This window comes from Aminobacter sp. MSH1 (assembly GCF_003071665.1).
Classification (GTDB): Bacteria; Pseudomonadota; Alphaproteobacteria; order Rhizobiales; family Rhizobiaceae; genus Aminobacter; species Aminobacter niigataensis.
The window spans coordinates 2,264,632-2,282,213 of sequence record NZ_CP026265.1; the positions used below are offsets into that span (position 1 = coordinate 2,264,632).

Genomic DNA, 17,582 nt, shown 5'->3' on the forward strand with positions numbered 1-17,582 from the left:
ATAGTTTCTATCATTTTCTATCATGATGGGTTACCGTAAGCGCAAATCCTGGGAGCGGACATGAGCAAGCGGCCCACCATCACCGATCTCGCCCGCGCATCGGGCGTCAGCGTCGCCACCGTCGACCGGGTGCTGAACGGGCGACTGCCGGTGCGCGAGGAGACGCAGCGCCGCGTCTATGAGGCTGCGACCGGCATCGGCTATCACGCTGCCGGGCTGATCGCGCAGCGCATGCGCAAGGAACTGCCGGAATACCGGCTCGGCTTCGTGCTGCTGCGCCCCAGGGACGTGTTCTACCGCGCCTTCGCCAGCGAGTTGGAAAAGGCGATCACACAGGCGCCCGGTTTCCGCGGCACCGCGGTCATCGACTTCGCAGAATCGCTCGCGCCGGAAGAGATCGTCGACAAACTGCGCCGGCTGGCGGCAAGCTGCGATGCGGTGGCGCTGGTCAGCCCCGACCATCCGACGGTCACGGCTGCCGTGGCGGAGGTGAAGGCGCGGGGAGTTCCCGTCTTTTCGCTGCTGTCCGACTTCGCCACGGGCATTCGCGAGGGTTATGTCGGCATCGACAATCTCAAGGTCGGGCGGACGGCTGCCTGGATGATTTCCAGATGCGCGCGCAAGCCGGGCAAGGTGGCGCTGCTCGTCGGCAGCCACCGCTTCCATGGGCACGAGCTGCGCGAGATCGGCTTCCGCGCCTTCTTCCGCGAGCACGCGCCCGAGTTCACGGTGCTGGAGACCATCGTCAACCACGAGTCCTACGAGATCACGCATGAGGCTGTCGCCGGGCTGCTCGGTCAGCATGACGATCTCGTCGGGTGCTATGTGGCCGGCGGCGGCATCGAAGGAGCGATCTCGGCGTTGCGGCAGGTGAGGCCCGCTCCACTGCCGGTGCTGATCTGCAACGAGATCACCGTCGACACGCGCGCAGCACTCGCCGACAACCTTGCCGTCATGGCGATCGCGACGCCGCTCGCGCCGCTGTGCCGCGAGCTCGTCGGACTAATGGCGCATTCGATCGAGGAGGGGGCAGCCAACGCCCCCGGGCAGACCTTCCTGCCGTTCGACATCTATCTGCCCGAGAATATCTGAGGATCAGCCCCTGAAGAGGCGGATGATGTTCCGTGGAATCCGCCGGATCTCTGCGGCAATCCGCTGGGCCGGTGTCCTGACAGGCCGCACCGCCGGTGGGGCGGCCCTCGCTGCAAGTTCGGCATCCTTCGCCGCCAATTGGCCCGTCAGGGCCTGAAGCCGCCGGTTTGTCGCAGCCCGGTTGTGCCGGATCTCATCCCAAGCAAGGCGGGCAGCAAGATCGGCGGATGCCTGCCGAATGTGGCTGCACCATCCGGGCGTGCTGCCCATCAGATCGGCAAATGTTTCCTGTTCGGTCCGGTCCGGATCAATCGGCACGCGCAGGGCATCGGGCCACCACGCTGCGGAATCGGCAATCGCAATGAACTCCGCCAACTGAGGCATGGCCGAATGCCTAGATGCCTTCCTGCGGGCGCTGAAATGCAGGACGGTCGGCGTCCGGCAATAGGCAATGCGTGATTGGGGATTGGCATCCAGGATGCGGTTCCACAGGCGCCAGTCTGCGGCGGAAGGCACATCCTCCGGCCAAGCATCGCGATTTGGGAGGGCGTCGGCTCTGTAAAGGAAGCAACTCGCCGCGATGGTGTTGCCCCGGCGAAAGGCATCCATCTCGTCCTGAAACTCCAGATTGGTCAGGAAGGGCGCGACGATGCCATCGGTGGAGACCCAGAGCGCCTGGCTATAGGTGATGGCTGCACCGCTCTCCAGGCCGCGGAGCAGGGTTTCGAGATGGTCGGGGAACAGAAGGTCGTCGTCGGCCGCGAAGCCGATCAACTCGCCACGCGATTCGCTCAGGGCGACGTTGCGATTGGCGTAGCCGAAATACGGGGCCTTGGGCAGGTCGAAGTAGCGGATGCGCGGGTCGTCGAACTGCTGGACCGCCTGCGCCGTGCCGGGAGTTGCACCGTCGCCGACGACCAAAAGTTCGAAATCCCCGAACGTCTGGTTGAGGACGGATTCCACGGCCAGCCCGACAACGTCCGGCCGGCAGTGCGTGGGCATCAAGATCGAGATGCGTGGACGACTCACCACCCAGTGGTGTCCCCGAAGCTGTAGGGAATAAGGTCCGTGTCGAGCGGAAGGCGATATTTGTCGGGGCTTGAATGGTCGTACTGGATGGTCGGGAAATTGACGACTACAGCGTCTGACGTGCCGATGTTGCGGTCCGCATGCCAGACGAACCTGGGCACATTGATCAAGCGCGGGCGACTACCCGAGAGGTAGACCTTGCAAACCTTGCCGCAAGTGCTGGATTCGGGTCGTGGATCGTAAAGGACAAGCTCCAGTTCGCCGCTGATCACGAAGTAGCGGTCCTCATGCAGCTTGTGCAGGCCCCAGCCCTTCGCCATGCCTGGCCGGATCGTGAAGATATAGGAGAACACCAACGGGTCGGGATGCCATCCCCAACGCGGGTCAAACAACTCGGTGACGCTGCCGCGGTCATCGTCGTGGCGGATGCTGTCGTAGAACGACATGCCGTCAAGCAGAGGTGCCGTGCTGCGGCGCTGTTCATCGACGGTGCGTTGATCCTGCATGGCCGCGGCAAGAGTTGCCTCAAGGATGTTGTGGCGATTTTCGGGGCCAGCGCTCATGATCAAGCTCCTCCAGAGTGCGACACGGTTTGCCACGTGTGGCTCTGAAACACTACGGCCGTTGCAAGGATTTGTGGTTCTCTGCGCGCGCGCCTGTGCTCCTTTGCCGCCGATGATGTTGAATCTATCAGAAATGATAGCTTGGAAGGTTGATGCGGCTTTGACCGGCCTGCAGAGAATGAAGTATATCGCTCCACCATGATATGGAATAAATGTTCCGTTATGGCTGGAGGAATTTCACCAATGTCTGTCGTTTCGTTCGCCCTCAACCATATGGCCGCGCCGGGACTGTCGATCGAGCGCTTTTTCGCGCTGGCCAAATCGCTCGGGATCACTTCGGTCGAAATCCGCAACGACCTCGCCGGCAACGCCATCATCGACGGCACGCCCGCCAGTGCGGTCCGCGCGCTGGCCGTGGAAAATGGAATATCCATAACGAGCATCAATGCGCTGCAGCGCTTCAACGAGTGGAATGCGACGCGCGAGGCGGAGGCGATCGAACTCGCCGACTACGCCCGCGACGTGGACGCCCAGGCACTGGTGCTGGTGCCCGTCAATGACGGCACGGGGCAGGCTGACGGCGAGCGCCAGCGCAACCTCAGGACGGCGCTGGCTGCACTCAAGACCATCCTCGGCGATCGCGGCGTGCGCGGCCTGGTCGAGCCGCTCGGCTTCGAGATCTGCTCGCTGCGCTCCAAGCGCGAGGCCGCCGAGGCCATCGAGGATGTCGACGGCACCGCTGCGTTCCGCATGGTGCATGACACGTTCCACCACCATCTTGCCGGCGAGCCGGACATCTTTCCGGGCATGACCGGATTGGTGCATATCTCGGGCGTCGACGATCCGACTGTCACAGTGCCGGATATGCGCGATCCGCACCGCGTGCTGGTCGATGCCGGCGACAGGCTGGGCAATGTCGGCCAGATCCGAGCGCTGGTCGCTGGCGGCTACGAGGGGCTGTTGTCGTTCGAGCCGTTCTCGCCGGTCGTGCAGAAGCTTGCCGACCCGCGCACAGCATTGGCCGAGAGCATCGAATTCATCCGCGCAAAGGTGTGAGGCATCGGCCGCGACCGGGCGATCTTGGTCAGGCCAGCTGCAGCCGGCCGACGCATGCTCTTTCACGCAAAGATTGATCGGGCAGCAATGGAATGCCTCTTGACGTTCATCCGGAATATGGAATAAACATTTCATATACAAAAAACACGGCCCGAACATTCTGAAATCGGGCCGGCATCGGGAAGCGGGTGGCACATTTTGCATCGCGGAGGAGCGATGGTGGCGCTCGTAGAGACGAGCCTGCGGCACGACCGCGGCTTCCGGCACAACGGGGTGCAGCCGGACACCATTGTTGGAGGAGAGTGATCATGAAGAAATTCTTGCTCGGCGCTGCCATTTCCGCGCTGATGGCCGGCTCTGCGTTTGCCGGCGACGTCGGTGTCAGCATGGCCAATTCGGACACCTTCCTGACTGTCCTGCGCAAGGGCATCGAGAAGTCCGCGGCCGATGCCAGCCAGCCGGTCGTCATCGAAATCGCCGACGACGACGTCAACAAGCAGCTCAGCCAGGTCCAGAACTTCATCGCCGCCAAGGTCGACGCCATCATCGTCAACCCGGTCGATACCTCGGCCACCGGGCCGATGACCAAGCTCGCCAACGACGCCGGCATTCCGATCGTCTATGTCAACCGCGAGCCGATCGACGTCGGAGCGTTGGGCGCGAAGGGCGCCTTCGTCGGCTCGAACGAAGTCGATTCCGGCACGCTGGAAACCAAGGAAGTCTGCCGTATCCTCAAGGAAGCCGGCAAGACCGAGGCGGGCATCCTGATCATGGTCGGCGACCTTGCCAACCAGGCAGCCGTGATGCGCACCAAGGACATCCATGACGTGAATGCCGGCAGCGAATGCGGCGTCAAGCTGAACGTCATCGACGAGCAGACCGCCGGCTGGGATCCGGTCAAGGCACAGGACCTGATGACCAACTGGATCGCTGCCGGCCACAAGCCGGACGCCGTCATCTCGAACAACGATAACATGGCCATCGGCGCCATCAACGCCATGAAGGCGGCCGGCTGGGACATGAAGGACGTGATCGTGGCCGGCGTCGACGCCACTCAGGAAGCGCTCGCCTACATGAAGGCCGGCGACCTCGACGTGACCGTGTTCCAGAACGCTGCGGCACAGGGCGGTGGTGCAGTCGAAACGGCCATGAAGCTCGCCAAGGGCGAAGCGGTGACGTCGCCTGTGTGGGTGCCGTTCGAGCTGGTGACCCCGGCGAATATGGACCAGTACACCACCAAGAACTGATATGATCTGACCAATGCGCCGTCGGCCAACGGCGGCGCATTTCCCCACAAGGACCACGCCCGCGCGAAAAGCCGGGCCGGCCTGGGAGGACCAATCCATGCAAAACACTGGCACGATGGAAGCGGCGCCTGCGGGCGGTGCCGCTGTAGACGGTGGCTATCTTCTCGAGGTCGAGAACGTCCGCAAGGAATTCCCGGGCGTCGTAGCCCTCGACAATGTCCAGTTGCGCCTCAAGCGCGGCAGCGTGCATGCATTGATGGGCGAGAACGGCGCCGGCAAATCGACGCTGATGAAGATCGTCGCCGGCATCTACACGCCCGATTCCGGCAGCTTCAAGCTGCGCGGCGAGGACATCAACCTCCGAGGCCCGCTCGACGCGCTGGAGCACGGCATCGCCATGATCCACCAGGAACTCAACCTGATGGCGCCGATGTCGGTGGCCGAGAACATCTGGATCCGTCGAGAGCCGCTGACCCGCCTCGGCTTCGTCGACCATGGCCAGATGCGCCGCAAGACGGCGGAACTGTTCAAGCGGCTCAACATCGACATCGACCCGGACGTGCAGGTGGGCACGCTTTCGGTCGCCAGCCGCCAGATGGTCGAGATCGCCAAGGCGGTGTCCTACGAATCCGACGTGCTGATCATGGACGAGCCGACTTCGGCGCTGACAGAGCGCGAGGTCGACCACCTGTTCACCATCATCCGGGCGCTGCGCGCCCAGGGCAAAGGCATCATCTACATCACCCACAAGATGAACGAGCTGTTCGAGATCGCCGACGAGTTCTCGGTGTTCCGCGACGGCAAGTACATCGCCACCAAGGCTTCGACGGAGGTCACCCGCGACGAGATCATCAGGATGATGGTGGGTCGCGAGATCACCCAGATGTTCCCGAAGGAAGAGGTGCCGATCGGCGACGTGGTGCTGTCGGTGAAGGGGCTGACGCTCAAGGGGGTGTTTTCGGACGTTTCCTTCGACGTGCGCGCCGGCGAGATCCTCGGCATCGCCGGGCTGGTCGGTTCGGGCCGTTCCAATATCGCCGAGACCGTGTTCGGGGTGACGCCGGCAAATGCCGGCACCATCGACCTGTTTGGAAAGCGGGTGCGCATCGACAGTCCGTCGACAGCAATGAAACACGGCATGGCTTTCCTGACCGAGGACCGCAAGGAAACCGGCTGCTTCCTGCTGCTCGACATCCAGGAAAACACCCAGATGGCTGTGCTGCAGTCGGGCTACGTCAAGAACGGCTTCGTCAAGCAGAAGCAGCTCGCCAAGGATTCGATGGAGATCAGCCAGGCGCTCAGGGTGAAGACGCCCGACATGGCCGAGCCGATCATCAATCTTTCCGGCGGCAACCAGCAAAAGGTGCTGATCGCGCGCTGGCTTCTGACCAAGCCGAAAATCCTCATCCTGGACGAGCCCACCCGCGGCATCGACGTCGGCGCCAAGGCCGAGATCCATCGCCTGATCTCCAAGCTCGCAGGACAAGGGGTGGGCGTCATCATGATCTCGTCGGAGATGCCAGAGGTGCTTGGCATGAGCGACCGCATCATGGTGGTGCATGAGGGCCGCGTCACCGGCTTCCTCGATCGTGCCGAGGCCAGCCAGGTCAAGATCATGGAACTCGCGTCGCACTGACGGCGCCAACGAGCTCAAGGGTGGAAGAACCATGTCGACGAACGAGATTGCGAGCCCCGCAAACGTCATCGGTAGCAAGAAGCGCCTGCCGCCCGAGGTGTCGATCCTGGGCGTGCTGATCGGCATCGCCATCGTCTTCGAGATACTCGGCTGGATATTCGTCGGCGACAGCTTCCTCGCCAACAAGCAGCGCCTGTCGATCATCATCCTGCAGGTGTCGGTAATCGGCATCATCGCGGTGGGCGTGACGCAAGTCATCATCACCGCCGGCGTCGACCTGTCCTCGGGCTCGGTCGTCGGTCTTGCCGCGATGGTGGCGGCAAGCCTGGCGCAGACATCGGCCAATCCGCGCGCGGTCTATCCTGCGCTGACGGACATGTCGCCGATATGGGCGATCCTCGCCGGTCTCGGCGTCGGCCTTCTCGCCGGCACCGTCAACGGGTCGCTGATCGCGAGAACCAAGATACCGCCATTCATCGCCACGCTCGGCATGATGGTGTCGGCGCGGGGTCTCGCCAAGTGGTACACGCTCGGCCAGCCGGTGGCGCTGCTCGACGACAGCTTCACCTGGTTCGGCAAGAGCTTCAACATTCTCGGCTTCCCGCTGCCGCTGCCGGTCATCGTCTTCTTGCTCGTCGCGGTCATCTTCCATATCGCGCTGACTTATACCCGCTACGGCAAGTTCACCTATGCGATCGGCGCCAACCCGCAGGCGGCGCGCGTGTCGGGCATCAATATCGGCGGCCACCTGGTCAAGGTCTATGCCATCGCCGGCCTGCTTTCGGGGCTGGCAGGCGTGATGACCGCGGCGCGTGCCGCCTCCGGCCAGCCGGGCATGGGCGTGGCCTACGAACTCGATGCGATTGCTGCGGCGGTCATCGGCGGCACCTCGCTTTCCGGCGGCGTCGGACGCATCACCGGCACGGTCATCGGCACGATCATCCTGGGCGTGCTGACTTCGGGCTTCACCTTCCTCAAGGTCGGTGCCTACTATCAGGAAATCATCAAGGGCATCATCATCGTGGCGGCCGTGATCATCGACCAGCACCGCCAGAACAAGCGCAAGAAGGCTTGAAGTAAACCCGGGCCGCCTGTCATCCCGTCAGTGGGTGGCCCCATCCCTACAGATCAAGATTACAGGCCCGGACGGCGCGGGCCAAGGAAATGAGGTTGTCATGACAGTTCGGTTCGGTGTCCTGGGTGCAGGCCGCATCGGCAAGGTCCACGCCAAGGCCGTGGCTTCCAATCCACAGGCGCAGCTGGTTGCGGTGGCAGATGCTTTTGAAAAAGCCGCCAACGATCTTGCGGGGGCCTATGGCTGCGAGGTCCGTTCCATCGACCAGATCGAGAAGGCGTCGGACATCGATGCGGTGGTGATCTGCACACCGACCGATACGCACGCCGACCTGATCGAGCGCTTCGTGCTCGCCGGCAAGGCGGTGTTCTGTGAAAAGCCGATCGACCTCGACGCCGCCCGTGTCGAAAAATGCCTGGGGGTGGTCGAGAAGGCCGGCGGCACGCTGATGGTCGGCTTCAACCGGCGCTTCGATCCGCATTTCGCCGCCGTGCGCAAGGCGATCGACGACGGCGCCATCGGCAAGGTCGAGCAGGTGGTCATCACCTCGCGCGATCCCGGCCCGCCGCCGGCGGAATACATCACCCGCTCTGGCGGCATCTTCCGCGACATGACCATCCACGACTTCGACATGGCGCGCTTCCTGCTCGGCGAGGAGCCGGTGGCGGTGACGGCGACAGCCTCGGTGCTGGTCGACAAGAAGATCGGCGAGCTCGGCGATTTCGACAGCGTTTCGGTGATCCTTGTCACTGCCAGCGGCCGGCAGTGCGTGATCAGCAATTCGCGCCGCGCCACCTATGGCTACGACCAGCGCATCGAGGTGCACGGTTCCGACGGCATGGTTTCGGCCGAGAACCAGCGTGCCGTTTCGATCGAGGTCGCGGGGGCGCTCGGCTACACCCGTCCGCCGCTGCACGACTTTTTCATGACCCGATATACGGAGGCCTATGCCGCCGAGATCGCGGCCTTCATCGCCTCGGTGACCAAGGGCACCAAGATTTCGCCGGATGGCAAGGACGGCCTGATGGCGCTGAGGCTGGCGGATGCGGCGCTGAAATCGGCCAAGGAAGGCAAGACCGTACGGCTTTAGGCCAACGGGCGGACAGTCGCCTCGGGGCCATTGGCCTCCGGGGCGCATAGTCGCAATCAGTTGATGGAATGAAAATTCCGGTTTACTGATTATTGGAATTGAAATTGCATTGTGTGGCCTGCTATCTGATTTTGTGGGCAGGCCGGCGCGGCGGAGCGACCGGGAGGACAAAATGACCGACCCCAAGAACCAGCCTGTACTCGACGTCATCACCGTCGGGCGCGCGTCGGTCGACCTCTATGGGCAGCAGACCGGATCGCGGCTGGAGGACGTGGCGTCCTTTGCCAAGTCGGTCGGCGGCTGCCCGGCCAACATCGCCATCGGCACGGCTAGGCTCGGCCTGCGCTCGGCGCTTCTGACCCGCGTCGGCGACGAGCATATGGGGCGCTACATCCGCGAGCAGATGCTGCGCGAGGGCGTGTCCGACAAGGGGCTGGTGACCGACACGGAGCGGCTGACGGCGCTGGTGCTGTTGTCTGTCGAGAACGACAAGACGTTTCCGTTGATCTTCTACCGCGAGAACTGCGCCGACATGGCGCTGAACGAAGATGACATCGACGCTGATTTCATCCGTTCGGCGCGGGCCATCGTCGTTACCGGCACGCATTTCTCCAGGCCGAACACGGACGCCGCCCAGCGCAAGGCGATGAAGCTGATCAAGCAGGCCGGCGGCAAGGTGGTGTTCGACATCGACTACCGCCCGAACCTCTGGGGTCTGGCCGGCCACGCTGCCGGCGAAAGCCGCTACATCGCTTCCGACAAGGTGTCGAACCATCTCAAGGGCGTGCTGGCCGACTGCGACCTGATCGTCGGTACCGAGGAAGAGGTGATGATCGCCTCCGGCGAGAGCGAATTGCTCGATGCTCTCAAGACCATCCGGGCGATGTCTTCGGCGACCATCGTGCTCAAGCGCGGGCCGATGGGCTGCATCGTCTATGACGGGCCGATCACTGACGACCTCGAAGCCGGCATCGTCGGCAAGGGGTTTCCGATCGAGGTCTACAACGTGCTGGGTGCGGGTGATGCCTTCATGTCCGGGTTCCTGCGCGGCTGGCTGGGCGGAGAGAGCCTGGCGACCGCTGCGACCTGGGCCAATGCCTGCGGCGCCTTCGCCGTGTCGCGGCTGCTGTGCTCGCCGGAGATCCCGACCTTCGAGGAGCTGCAGTTCTTCCTGAAGAACGGCAGCACGGAGCGGGCGCTGCGCAAGGACGAGGCGATCAATCACGTGCATTGGGCGACGACGCGCCGGCACGAGATACCGTCGATGATGGCGCTGGCCTGCGACCACCGCATCCAGCTGGAAGACATCGCCGCCCGCACCGGCGCCGATGTCCAGCGCATCCGCGACTTCAAGGTGCTGGCGGTGAAGGCCGCAGCCAAGGTGGCCGATGGGCGTGACGGCTATGGCATGCTGATCGACGAGAAGTTCGGCCGCGAGGCGATGTTCGAATTCGCCCGCCATCCGTTCTCGTGGATGGGTCGGCCGGTGGAGTTGCCGGGTTCGCGGCCGCTGCGTTTCGAGTTCTCGCAGGACATCGGCTCGCAGCTGGTCGAATGGCCGCTCGATCACACCATCAAGTGCCTGTGCTTCTACCATCCCGACGACCCGGCCGAGCTGAAGACCGAGCAGCAGCAGAAACTGCGCACCTTGTTCGAGGCGGCGCGGAAAGTGGGGCGCGAGCTGCTGATCGAGATCATCGCCGGCAAGCACGGCAAGCTTGCCGAGGACACCATTTCACGCGCGCTCGAGGAACTCTACGCGCTCGGCATCAAGCCTGACTGGTGGAAGCTCGAGCCGCAGGCTTCGGCGGCAGCATGGAAGAAGATCGAGGCGGTCATCGCCAGGAATGATCCGTATTGCCGTGGCGTGGTGCTGCTCGGGCTGGAAGCGCCGCTGGCCGAGCTGGAGGTGGCGTTCGCCGCGACCGCCGATGCATCGGTGGTCAAGGGCTTTGCCGTCGGGCGCAGTATCTTCGCCCATGCGGCGGAAGAGTGGATGTCCGGCCGGATGAACGACCAGGCGGCGGTCGACGACATGGCCCAGCGTTTCGAACAGCTGACCAAGGCATGGCTTGCGGCGCGGGACCGTCGGGCCGCATAAATCGAAAGACAGCTGAAGCGAGGCCGGCATCCCCTGGATGCACTGCTCCAGCGGGAGGAGAAGAGATGACCAAGACCGTTCACCTTACCATGGCGCAGGCGCTGACGCGCTATCTGACGCGGCAGATGACCGTGATCGACGACAACATGGTGCCGCTGTTCGGCGGCGTGTGGGCGATCTTCGGTCATGGCAACGTCGCCGGCATCGGCGAGGCGCTCTATCAGGTGCGCGAGGAACTGCCGACCTATCGCGCCCACAACGAGCAGGCGATGGCGCATGCGGCGATCGCCTATGCCAAGACCAATTTCCGCCAGCGGATGATGGCGGCGACGAGTTCCATTGGCCCGGGCGCGGTCAACATGGTGACCGCGGCCGCGCTCGCCCATGTCAACCGGCTGCCGGTGCTGCTGCTGCCCGGCGACGTGTTCGCCAACCGCGTGCCCGATCCTGTGCTGCAGCAGGTCGAGGACTTTGGCGACGGCACGGTCTCGGTCAATGACTGCTTCCGTCCGGTGTCGCGCTATTTCGACCGCATCACCCGACCCGAGCAGATCATTCCCGCACTGGCGCGTGCGATGCAGGTACTGACCGATCCGGCCGAATGTGGGCCGGTGACCCTGTCGCTGTGCCAGGACGTGCAGGCCGAGGCCTATGACTATCCCGAGAGCTTCTTTGCCGAGCGCGTGTGGACGCTGCGCCGGCCGCGGCCTGACCGCGATGAACTGGCTGTGGCGGCCGAGGTGCTGAAGGCGGCGAAGAAGCCGCTGATCGTGGCCGGCGGCGGCGTGCTCTACTCCGGCGCTTCTGAAGAACTCGATCGCTTCGTCGCGGCGACCGGCATCCCGGTCTGCGAGACGCAGGGCGGCAAGTCTTCTCTGACCGACGAGCATGCGCTCAACATGGCGGCGGTGGGCGTGACCGGCACGTCGGCGGCAAATCGCCTGGCCGAAGAGGCCGATGTGGTGCTGGCGGTCGGCACGCGCCTGCAGGACTTCACCACAGGCTCGTGGTCGCTGTTCAAGAACGCTGGCAAGACCATCATCGGGCTCAACGTACAACCGTTCGACGCTGGCAAGCACATGGCGCTGCCGCTGGTCTCGGACGCGAAAGAGGGGCTCACTGAGCTGGGTGCCGCGGTTGCCGGCTACAAGGCGCCGGCGTCGTGGACCGAGAACGCCAAGGCCGGCAAGGCCGAGTGGCGCAAGGCGGCGGCCAAGGTGACGGCTGCGACCAACGTCGCACTGCCGTCGGACGCGCAGGTGATCGGTGCCGTGCAGCGCACGCTGGGCTCCGACGTCATCGTGCTGCATGCGGCCGGCGGCCTGCCGGGCGAAATGCACAAGCTGTGGCAGGCCGGCGGACCGGGCTCCTACCACTCCGAATACGGCTTCTCCTGCATGGGCTACGAAATCGCCGGCGGGCTGGGCGCCAAGATGGCGCGGCCGGACAAGGAGGTCGTCATCATGATCGGCGACGGCTCCTATCTGATGCTGAACTCGGAGATCGCGACATCCGTCATGCTCGGGCTGAAGCTGACGATCGTGCTGCTCGACAACCGCGGCTATGGCTGCATCAACCGGCTGCAGATGGCGACCGGCGGCGCCAACTTCAACAACCTTCTGCGCGATACGAAGCACGAAACGTTGCCCGACATCGACTTCGTGGCGCATGCGAAAAGCCTGGGCGCGAATGCTGAAAAAGCGGCATCCATCGCCGATCTCGAAGCGTCACTCGGCCGGGCGCGCAAGAGCGACCGGACGACGGTGGTGCTGATCGATACCGATCCGCTGGTCTCGACAGGCGAAGGCGGCCATTGGTGGGACGTCGCCGTGCCCGAGGTCAGCGCCCGCGCCGAAGTGAATGCCGCGCGCAAGGGTTATGAGGAAAAGCTCAAGCTGCAGCACGTGGGGGATTGAGGAGTTTACCCTCCCCCTTGTGGGGAGGGTCGGCGCGAAGCGACGGGGTGGGGGTACTCGGCGTCGCGTTCTTTCATCATTACCCCCACCCGCGCCTGCGGCGCGACCTCCCCACAAGGGGGAGGTAAGAATGGAGAACTGACGTGAAAGCCAAACTGGGCATGTCCCCCATCGCGTGGTGGAATGACGACCTTGCGGAACTGAGCGATGACGTGTCGCTGGAGGAGTGCCTGCGCCAGTCGCGCTCGGCCGGCTTCACCGGCATGGAGCAGGGCCGCCGCTTCCCCAGCACGCCGGAGGCGATGCTGCCGATCCTGAAAGCCGCCGATGTTACGCTGTGCGGCGGCTGGTTCTCGGGCACGCTGGTTAGTGAGGACCTCGCCGCCAACAAGGACCGCATCCAGCCGATGATCGACCTGTTCAAGGCGGTCGATGCGCCGTGCATCGTCTATGGCGAGGTCGGCCGCTCGATCCAGGGTGATCGCTCGAAGCCGCTTGCCGGCAAGGCCGTGCTCTCCGATGACGAGATGAAGGCATACGCCCGCAAGCTTACCGAGTTCGGGGAGTGGTGCGCCGGCCAGGGCATGCCGCTGTCCTATCACCACCACATGGCGGCTGTGGTGCAGTTCGAGCATGAGCTCGACGCTTTCATGAAGCATTCGGGCGAGGGCATCCCGCTGTTGCTCGATGCCGGGCATCTCGCATTCGCCGGCGGCGACGTGCTGCGCGCCATCGACAACCACCACAAGCGCATCAGCCACGTGCATGTGAAGGACGTGCGCATGGACGTCATCAAGGCGCTCGACTGGACAAAGCAGTCGTTCCTCGACGCTGTGGCGCTCGGCGCCTTCACCGTGCCCGGCGACGGCTCGCTCGACTTCGGCAAGATCATGCAGAAATTCGCCGATTACGGCTATGAGGGCTGGTTTGTCGTCGAGGCCGAGCAGGATCCCAGGAAGAACCCGCCGCTGAAGATGGCGCAAGTCGGCCATGCCGAGCTGATGCGGGTGATGACTGCCGCCGGCTACACTGTCGAAACGCAGGGTTTTCCCGCCGCATGACCCCGAAAATCGACAGTGATTTTCGGAAGAGGTCATGCGCCGATTCAAAGTGTTACGGCGTCCTTTGCGCGTCTCCGACGCGCGGCGCCGTAATGCTTGAGGCCGATCGCCGAGCCGGTTACGATCCGACAATGTTGATCGGCAAGGCGGTGCGCAATTGATGAACGACCAGAACCACCCGTTCCTGAAGCCGCTGTGGCGGCGCATTGCGCTGGTTGCGTTCTGCGCTGCGTGGTCGGTGTTCGAGTTCGTCACCGGAGCGGCGTTCTGGGGCACGCTTGCCGGGGGCATGGCGGCACTCGGCGCCTACCAGTTCCTGTACGCCTACAAGCCTGGTGACGACGCCGCCACCGACAAGGAGTGAGAGACCATGTCGAAACTTCTGATCAAGCCGAAGCATGGCACGGGGCGGGTGACTCATGTCACGCCGGAGACGGCTGGCTGGACCTATGTCGGCTTCGACCTGCACAAGCTGGAACCCGGCGACACCTATGGCGACTGGACCGCAGACCGCGAAACCTGCCTGGTTCTGGTTTCCGGCAAGGCGCATGTCCGGGTCGGCGAAGACGATCTCGGCACGCTGGGCGAACGCATGTCGCCCTTCGAAGGCAAGCCGTGGTCGGTGTACGTACCTGCCGGCGGCGACTGGTCGGTGCGGGCCGAGACGAATGTCGAGCTGGCAGTGTGCACGGCGCCGGGGCTGGGCGGCAACCTGCCGGTGCGGATCATCGGGCCCGACGACGTCAAGCAGGAGGTACGCGGCAAGGGTACCAACACCCGGTATGTGACCAACATCCTGCCGGAAGGCGAACCGGCGGATTCGCTGCTGGTGGTGGAGGTCATCACGCCCGGCGGCCACACCTCGAGCTATCCGCCGCACAAGCACGACGAAGACAACCTGCCGGCTGAGTCACTGCTGGAGGAGACCTACTACCACCGGCTCAACCCGCCGCAGGGCTTTGCCTTCCAGCGCGTCTACACCGAGTTCAACGATGCCGGCCACCGCGATATCGACGAGGCGATGGCGGTCGAGGACGGCGACGTGACGCTGGTGCCCAAGGGCTATCACCCCTGTGCTGCCTGCCACGGCTACGATCTCTACTACCTCAACGTCATGGCAGGGCCGAAGCGGACGTGGAAGTTCCACAACGCCAAGGAACACGAGTGGCTGCTGAAGGCCTGACCGCCCAAGGCCAACAATCCGGAAGCGAGGACGAACGATGGCACGCAACAGGCCAACGGTCGCGGATCTGCGCGCGCTCAAAGGCAAGCGCCAACTGTCGAAGCTCAGGGTGACGACGCTGGAGGAGGCGGAAGCGGCCGAGCGCGCCGGCATCGATCTGCTGTCGGTCACCTATGGGCTGATGCTCGACCCGCGTTTCCGCGATGCGGCGCCGACCTGCTTTGCGGTGCCCGGCGACGAATATGGCATGATGGGGGCTACGACCGACGAGATCCTGCGCACGGCGGTCAAGCTCAAGGTGGCGAGCGCCGACGCTGTCTATTGCTCGGCAAGCCTGCAGACCATCCGGCGCCTGGCCGACGAGCACATCCCGGTCTGCGGCCATGTCGGGCTGATTCCTATCCATTCGACCTGGACGGGCGGGTTCCGCGCGGTGGGCAAGACCGCCGAGACGGCAGCGCTCGTCTGGAAGCAGATCAAGGATCTGGAAGACGCCGGCGCGTTCGCCGCCGAGATCGAGGTCGTGCCTGCGGAGGTTGCGAGCGCCATCTCGAAGCGTACGCCACTGGTGATGATCTCGATGGGGGCGGGCGCCGGCTGCGATGCGCAGTATCTCTTCGCCGAGGACGTGCTCGGCCTCAATCGCGGCCCCTATCCGCGTCATGCCAAGGTTTATCGCAACCTTGCCGCCGAATATGGCCGCATCCAGCAGGAGCGGATTGCGGCATTTGCCGAATACGCCACCGACATTGCCAGCGGCGCCTATCCAGATGCCAGCCATAGGGTAGGCATCGACGCGGAGGAAATGCGCAAGTTCGAGGATTTTCTGAGCGGGCAGGCCTAGGCCTGCCCGCTCCGGAAGGCGGTTCGCATTCCAGCGCCCTAGAGCGCGGTACTCAGAACTCGCGTCGCCGCCTTCCTATCCGGATTGAGCATGATGTAGCTCGGCCGGTTTTCAAATTTCAGCCGCTTGAGCATTGCCCTGGTCTTGGCCAGCAGCGTGTCGTCGCGCGATGCGGCCTCAAGCTTGTGCTGCAATCCTTCCAGCGTTTCGATGGCTTCCTCGCTGCGTTCGAGTGCCGCGAGGCTCCTGGCCAGCGAGAATTCGGCGCCTACGAAATCGGGTGCAAGCGACAACACCGTGCGGAATGCATCCGCTGCCTCGATGTGTCGAGACAGAGCTTGCATCTCCATTCCCAGCCTGAGCCATGCTTTCGATGAACTGGGCACCGAAGTTGCGAGGGTTTGGAAATGTGCCAAAGCTTCGCGGTGCTCGCCCTTGGATGACAGCAGCTGGCCAATGCCATAGAGCGCGCGTGAATGAGTGGCTTCGCTGGCAAGGATTTGACGGTATCCGTTTTCCGCCCTTGCCAGTTGTCCCTCCTGGTGGAAGCGGGTGACCTCGGCGAAGATGCTGCCGAGCGAGCGAGGGTCGAGCCGGTCGCCGGCATTGCGGCCGCTCTTTGTGTAGATCATCGCGCAGTTGACCTTGCTCTCGGTCACGCCGAACGCGAATTTGTAGGGCTCGTCGCCGCGCAGGAAGTCGTAGGTGGTGAGGCCGTTCTCGATTGCCAGCTTGATGCAATGGCCATGCAGGATCAGGCCGGTCGGGATGGAGGTCACGGCTTCGTCACGGCCGGCCATGAAGAACAGCAAGGCCTTCTTGACCGGGTCGACAAAGATGGCGAGCGCGCCCAGCGGCCGGTCGCCTTGCCAGAGGACCGGCAGGAACAGCGTGCCATTCTTGAAGCTTTCCCTCAGCACGCGGCGGTTGTTGTGAAGGATGCCTGCCAGCCGGTCTCCCTTGCGTGCGCCCCATTTCACCCGCCACAACTCCAGCAGCGTGTCGATGTCGCGCTCGTAGGTGGTGACGTCGGCCCGGGCGATGCGCAATTCGCCGGCATCGATCTTGCGCATGAAGCGCCGCAGCTTCTGGCGGGTATTGGTGCTGAGCACATTGTCGAGATAGCCGTCGAACGTATCGGGCAGGGCGGCCGAGAAACAGCGGCAATTGTCGACGTTGTCGGCGGCATTGACGCGACTGAACTCGCGCATCGCAAAGATGTCGCGCGAGAACTGGCCGATGAACGCGAAGACGCGTTCCCGCGACATGCGCAGGTTTTCGAGATTGAGACGGGCCCAGCCCATCTGGGCGACGTGCCGGCCAAACGCCTTCAACGCCTCTTCGGCATGCAAGGGATCGCAGATCGCGCCGGTGTAGTCGGCAGCATTGTTGCCGGCCATGCTGATCTCGTTGAAGAACAGCCCGGTCTTGCCGCTCATGCGGGTGCGCATGCGCAAGGGCATCAGCGCGACATAGGGCGAACCTGGATTGCCGAGACGGGCCGCGAGCACGAACCAGGCGCCCTTGTAGAAGCGCATGTACGGCACCAGCCAGTTCCAAGAGACAAAGAACTGTGCCTCCGGATCGGCCTCGTAGAGGCGCTCCCAGTCCTTCTGCAACTTCGCCAGCGTATCAAGATCGGTAATGACATCGACCTGCATCTGCATCCCCCTCAAAGTCATGGCTTGC

The 17,582-nt window shown here is 63.8% G+C and carries 15 protein-coding genes; 12 read left to right on the forward strand and 3 right to left on the reverse strand.

The window, feature by feature from the left end:
- Positions 1 to 60 precede the first annotated feature (60 nt).
- Entirely contained in the window at positions 61 to 1,092 is a 1,032-nt protein-coding gene (locus CO731_RS11230) for a LacI family DNA-binding transcriptional regulator (protein ID WP_108607171.1), read from the forward strand.
- Between the two features lie 3 nt (positions 1,093 to 1,095).
- Here the strand turns inward: CO731_RS11230 and CO731_RS11235 are convergent, their stop codons facing one another.
- The gene (locus tag CO731_RS11235; protein ID WP_108607172.1) at positions 1,096 to 2,124 is read right to left on the reverse strand and encodes a glycosyltransferase family 2 protein; all 1,029 of its coding nucleotides are present in this window, start codon (positions 2,122 to 2,124) and stop codon (positions 1,096 to 1,098) included.
- Positions 2,118 to 2,684 carry a dTDP-4-dehydrorhamnose 3,5-epimerase family protein gene (locus tag CO731_RS11240; protein WP_199914587.1) on the reverse strand — a complete coding sequence of 189 codons (567 nt, stop codon included), beginning with the start codon at positions 2,682 to 2,684 and terminating at the stop codon, positions 2,118 to 2,120. Before CO731_RS11240 ends, CO731_RS11235 begins: the two co-directional genes overlap by 7 nt.
- A 243-nt stretch (positions 2,685 to 2,927) precedes the next feature.
- On the opposite strand from CO731_RS11240, the gene CO731_RS11245 reads away from it, so the two are divergent.
- The 11 genes from CO731_RS11245 (at position 2,928) to CO731_RS11295 (ending at position 15,893) form a co-directional block, all read left to right on the forward strand.
- A complete protein-coding gene (locus CO731_RS11245; protein ID WP_108607173.1) occupies positions 2,928 to 3,740 on the forward strand; it encodes a TIM barrel protein in 813 nt (270 codons plus the stop codon).
- A gap of 308 nt (positions 3,741 to 4,048) precedes the next feature.
- Positions 4,049 to 4,987 carry a substrate-binding domain-containing protein gene (locus tag CO731_RS11250; RefSeq protein WP_108607174.1) on the forward strand — a complete coding sequence of 313 codons (939 nt, stop codon included), beginning with the start codon at positions 4,049 to 4,051 and terminating at the stop codon, positions 4,985 to 4,987.
- A 97-nt stretch (positions 4,988 to 5,084) separates the two neighbouring features.
- Positions 5,085 to 6,623 (forward strand): sugar ABC transporter ATP-binding protein, encoded by a 1,539-nt coding sequence (locus tag CO731_RS11255; RefSeq protein ID WP_108607175.1) that lies wholly within the window; start codon positions 5,085 to 5,087, stop codon positions 6,621 to 6,623.
- A 31-nt stretch (positions 6,624 to 6,654) separates the two neighbouring features.
- Positions 6,655 to 7,698 (forward strand): ABC transporter permease, encoded by a 1,044-nt coding sequence (locus CO731_RS11260; RefSeq protein WP_108607176.1) that lies wholly within the window; start codon positions 6,655 to 6,657, stop codon positions 7,696 to 7,698.
- Positions 7,699 to 7,798: 100 nt separating this feature from the next.
- Positions 7,799 to 8,788, forward strand: coding sequence for an inositol 2-dehydrogenase (gene iolG / locus CO731_RS11265; protein ID WP_108607177.1), 990 nt, complete (start codon positions 7,799 to 7,801; stop codon positions 8,786 to 8,788).
- A gap of 172 nt (positions 8,789 to 8,960) precedes the next feature.
- Entirely contained in the window at positions 8,961 to 10,889 is a 1,929-nt protein-coding gene (gene iolC, locus CO731_RS11270) for a 5-dehydro-2-deoxygluconokinase (RefSeq protein WP_108609770.1), read from the forward strand.
- 65 nt (positions 10,890 to 10,954) lie between these two features.
- Positions 10,955 to 12,805, forward strand: a complete 1,851-nt coding sequence (gene iolD / locus CO731_RS11275) for a 3D-(3,5/4)-trihydroxycyclohexane-1,2-dione acylhydrolase (decyclizing) (protein ID WP_108607178.1) — start codon at positions 10,955 to 10,957, stop codon at positions 12,803 to 12,805.
- 143 nt (positions 12,806 to 12,948) lie between these two features.
- Positions 12,949 to 13,866, forward strand: a complete 918-nt coding sequence (gene iolE, locus CO731_RS11280; RefSeq protein WP_108607179.1) for a myo-inosose-2 dehydratase — start codon at positions 12,949 to 12,951, stop codon at positions 13,864 to 13,866.
- Positions 13,867 to 14,026: 160 nt separating this feature from the next.
- Positions 14,027 to 14,230 (forward strand): hypothetical protein, encoded by a 204-nt coding sequence (locus CO731_RS11285; RefSeq protein WP_108607180.1) that lies wholly within the window; start codon positions 14,027 to 14,029, stop codon positions 14,228 to 14,230.
- Between the two features lie 6 nt (positions 14,231 to 14,236).
- Positions 14,237 to 15,049, forward strand: a complete 813-nt coding sequence (gene iolB, locus CO731_RS11290) for a 5-deoxy-glucuronate isomerase (RefSeq protein ID WP_108607181.1) — start codon at positions 14,237 to 14,239, stop codon at positions 15,047 to 15,049.
- 37 nt (positions 15,050 to 15,086) lie between these two features.
- Positions 15,087 to 15,893, forward strand: coding sequence for a 3-methyl-2-oxobutanoate hydroxymethyltransferase (locus tag CO731_RS11295; protein ID WP_108607182.1), 807 nt, complete (start codon positions 15,087 to 15,089; stop codon positions 15,891 to 15,893).
- Between the two features lie 38 nt (positions 15,894 to 15,931).
- Here CO731_RS11295 and CO731_RS11300 read toward each other — a convergent pair whose 3' ends face one another.
- Positions 15,932 to 17,575, reverse strand: a complete 1,644-nt coding sequence (locus CO731_RS11300; RefSeq protein ID WP_245439730.1) for a GNAT family N-acetyltransferase — start codon at positions 17,573 to 17,575, stop codon at positions 15,932 to 15,934.
- Between the last annotated feature and the right edge of the window lie 7 nt (positions 17,576 to 17,582).